The organism is Streptomyces sp. NPDC054975, assembly GCF_053609105.1.
Genome location: NZ_JBSGWV010000101.1, coordinates 1 through 4,349, shown reverse-complemented (window position 1 = coordinate 4,349; position 4,349 = coordinate 1). Strand labels below are relative to the sequence as shown.

Here is a 4,349-nt window from a genome sequence, read left to right as displayed (position 1 = left end):
ACCGCGTCAAACGCCTCCGCGAACACCGGAAACGCCTCGTACAAGCCACGGCCCATACCCAACCGCTGCGCACCCTGACCCGTGAACAACAACGCAAGAGCGCCCACACGATCCGAAGCCACCCCACGCACCACGCCAGCGGCCTGGCCCTCCTCAACCACCGCCGCCAGACCCGCCAGCAACCCCTCACGGTCCTCCGCCACCACCACCGCACGATGCTCGAAAGCCGCACGCGTCACCGCCAGCGAAGAACCCACCTCGGCCACACCCAACCCAGGCCGAGCCTCCACGAACTCCAGCAACCGCGAAGCCTGCCCCCGCAACGCCTCCGCCGACCGACCCGACACCAACACCGGCGCAAGCAAGTCCCCAGCCGGCACCAGTTCCGAAGCCTCAGCCTCCGAAACCCCACCTTCGGGAGCCTGCTCAAGAATTACGTGTGCGTTCGTGCCACTGATGCCGAACGAGGAGACAGCCGAACGGCGCGGACGCCCCTGCTCCGGCCACACCCGCTCCTCGGTCAGCAGCTCAACAGCGCCGGCACCCCAGTCGACCTGCGACGACGGCTCCTCGACGTGCAGGGTCTTCGGGAGAACACCGTGGCGCATCGCCTGCACCATCTTGATCACACCCGCCACACCCGCCGCCGCCTGAGTGTGACCGATGTTCGACTTCACCGACCCCAGCCACAGCGGCCGGTCCCCCGCACGATCCTGGCCGTACGTCGCGAGCAGCGCCTGCGCCTCGATCGGGTCGCCCAGCTTCGTACCCGTACCGTGCGCCTCCACGACGTCCACATCGGCCGTCGTCAGACCCGCACTCTCCAACGCCTGCCGGATCACCCGCTGCTGCGACGGACCGTTCGGAGCCGTCAGACCATTGCTCGCACCGTCCTGGTTCACAGCCGAACCACGCACCACCGCCAGCACGCGGCGCCCATGACGAACCGCGTCCGACAGCCGCTCCACCAGCAGCATCCCGACACCCTCGGCGAAACCCGTACCGTCCGCACCCTCCGCGAACGACTTGCACCGCCCATCAGGCGCCAAGCCGCGCTGGCGGCTGAACTCCACGAAGGTCGCGGGCGTCGACATGACCGTCACACCGCCGGCGAGGGCCATGGTGCACTCGCCCTTCCTCAGCGACTGGACCGCGAGGTGCAGCGCCACCAGAGACGCCGAACACGCCGTGTCCACCGTCACCGCCGGGCCCTCAAGGCCCAGGGTGTAGGAGATCCGGCCGGACACGACGCTCGCCGCGCTGCCCGTACCGACGTATCCGCCGAGGTCTTCGGTGGCCTCGGCGGCGAGGGATCCGTAGTCCTGCCCGTTGGTGCCGATGAAGACACCGGTGGCGGATCCGCGCATCGGGGTGGGGTCGATGCCCGCGTCCTCGAAGAGCTCCCAGGAGGTCTCCAGCAGGAGCCGCTGCTGCGGATCCATGGCCAGCGCCTCACGCGGCGACACACCGAAGAACCCCGCGTCGAATTCCGCCGCTCCCTCCAGGAATCCGCCCACGCCCACGTAGGAGGTTCCCGTGCGTTCCGGGTCCTCGTCGATGAGGGTGTCGAGGTCCCAGCCCCGGTCGGTCGGGAAGGGGCCGAGGCCGTCGGTGCCGGAGGCGATCAGCCGCCAGAACTCGTCGGGGGACGTGACCCCGCCCGGGAAACGGCAGCTCATACCGACGATCGCGATCGGCTCGCCGGCCTCGGCCTCCATCTGGCGGAGGCGGTCGTTCGCCTGGTCCAGGTCGGACGTGATGCGCTTGAGGTACTGGAGGAGCTTGGCTTCGTTGGACATGTGGAGGGGTCACCCGGGTTCGAGTCGGCGGAGCAGGAGCGTTTTGGGCGGGGGCTGGGGGGTGGACGGAGGGCTGACGGCGAGGCCGGCAGGGGCTGCGGCGCCTGCCGTCAGCGGGTCCCGTACTTCTGGTCGATGTAGTCGAAGATGTCGCCGGCCTCGGCGTTCTCCATGTCCAGTAGCGGTAGGGGCGTATCGCCCTCGTGGGCCGTGTCGATCTTCACGAGAAGGTTCCGCAGGCGTTCGGCGACCTCGGTACGGCCCTCTCCCGCGTCCGACTCGGTCAGCCCGAGCACCACTTCCTCCAGGCGCGTCATGGCCGCGACGACCTGTGCGACGGATCCGGACCCCGACAAGGAGCCTGCGTCCAACTCCATTTCGGACAAGAGGTGTTGGGCGAGCGCGGCAGGGGTCGGGTAGTCGAACACCATCGTGGCGCTGAGCCGCATGTCACTGGCGGCTCCGAGTCGGTTGCGGAACTCCACCGAAGTGAGGGACGCGAATCCCAGTTCACGGAAGCTCCGGTTGGCCTGGATCGACCGCTTGTCGGCGTGGCCCAGCACGGCCGCGGCGTGGGTGCGGATGATGTCCACCAGCGCCGTCTCCCGCTTGTCCGGGGAGAGTTGTGCCATCTGCTCCCTGAGGGAGGGCTCGTCCTTCGACCCGTTCGCGACGGTCTCGGTTGTCTCCCTACGCAGGACCGACACGGCGTCGGGGATCTCGTTGAGCAGGGCGCTCGCCCTGCCCGAGGTGAGGTCGCGGGTGAACTGCGCCCAGTCCATGTCACTGATCACCGCGGTCGGAACACCGCTGCCCACGGCCCGGCTCAGGGCGGAGATCGCCGTCTCCGGTGGCATGGCCAGGACACCGGCCCGGCTCAGCCGGTCGTCCACCGCGCTGGATCCGCTGGTCGCCATGCCTCCGCCGGCCCAGGCTCCGAAGGCGATTGAGGTCGCGGGGAGCCCGCGCTGCCTGCGCTGCTCGGCGATGGCGTCCAGTGCGGCGTTCGCGGCGGCGTAATTGGCCTGACCGGGCGAGCCGACGGTACCCGCCAGCGAGGAGAAGAGCACAAAGGCGTCCAGGTCCGCGTCGCGGGTCAGTTCGTCGAGGTGCCGGGCCGCGAGGGTCTTGGAACGCAGGACGGCCTCGAAGCGCTCGGGCGTCAGCCCTTCCACCAGACCGTCGTCGAGTACGCCGGCGGTGTGGACGACCGCGGTCAACGGCCGATCCGCCGGAACCGACGCCAGCACCCGGGCCAACGCCTCACGATCCGCCGCGTCACACGCCTCCACCTGCACCGACACACCCAGCTGCGACAACTCCGCCACCAACTCGGCAGCACCCGCAGCAGCCAAACCCCGCCGACTCGTCAACACCAGATGCTCCGCACCCTGAGCCGCCAGCCAACGAGCGAACCGCGCACCGAGCGCGCCCGTACCACCCGTCACCAGGACCGAACCCGACGGACGCCACACCCGACCCCCGTCCACCACACCCGACACACGCACCAGACGACGACCCAGCACACCCACCGCACGCACCGCCACCTGATCCTCACCACCCCCAGCGGCCAACACACCCACCACACGCCGCACCACCCGCTCGTCCACCACCTCCGGCAGATCGATCAGACCGCCCCAGAGCTGCGGACATTCCAGGGCCGCCACACGGCCGAAGCCCCAGATCTCCGCCTGCCGGACGCCGGCCGTCCGCTCCCCGGGGGCGGTGGCCACCGCTCCCTGGGTCACCGTCCAGAGCCGGGCTCGCAGGCCCTCGTCCCCGATGGCCTGCACGAGCGAGAGGGTTCCGGCGAGCCCCGCCGACACGGCGGAGTCCTCCTGGTGCGCCTCCTCGTCGAGCGCGAGCAGGGAGAGTACGCCCGCCAGCCCGCCGGTCGCGGCCGTGGCCTCCTCGGCCTCACGCAGCAGGCGGCGGAACTCCGCCCGCCCCGCGGAACGGGACGGCACAGGGCGTACGAGGACGTCGGCACCGTGCCGAGTCAGGGTTTCCGCCACCGAATCCGTCCACTCGTCGGGCCGGTGACCTGCGGGCACCACGACGAGCCAGGTCCCGGAGAGGGCTGTCGTGCCGACGCTCTCCGCAGCAAGGCGCCGCCACTCGACGCGGTACTGCCAGCCGGAAGCTTCCGATCTTTCCCGCCGCCGTGCGCGCCAGGCCGAGAGGAGCGGGACGGCCGAACGCAGACCGTCGAGAGCCTCGGCGTCCTCGGTCACGTCGGCGTCGAGCACGGAGCCGAGACCGTCGAGGTCGGCCTCCGCGACCGCCGTCCAGAAGAGCTCTTCCTCCTGATCCCGGACAGCTCCGCCCTGCCGGGAACCGGCGGAGGGCCGAAGCCAGTAGGAGTCCCGCTGGAAGGCGTAGGTGGGGAGGTCGGTGTGCGCGGCGCCGGTCCGGGCGAAGTACGCCGACCTGTCCGACACCGCGTCCTGCGCGAGCAGGTGTGCCAGCGCCGTGACCGCGGTCTGCGCCTCCGGCCGCTCCCTGCGCAACACCGGAACCAGCAACGCGTCGGTGTCCTCGGGCAGGCAG

At 70.5% G+C, this 4,349-nt stretch carries 2 protein-coding genes; both read right to left on the bottom strand.

The features are described 5' to 3' along the window. A partial coding sequence (locus tag ACWF79_RS34660) for a type I polyketide synthase (protein ID WP_453732160.1) occupies window positions 1–1,799 on the bottom strand: 1,799 nt, incomplete at its 3' end. 110 nt (window positions 1,800–1,909) lie between these two features. Then, window positions 1,910–4,349, bottom strand: a 2,440-nt coding sequence (locus ACWF79_RS34655) for an SDR family NAD(P)-dependent oxidoreductase (protein ID WP_453732159.1), incomplete at its 5' end; no start/stop codon positions are given.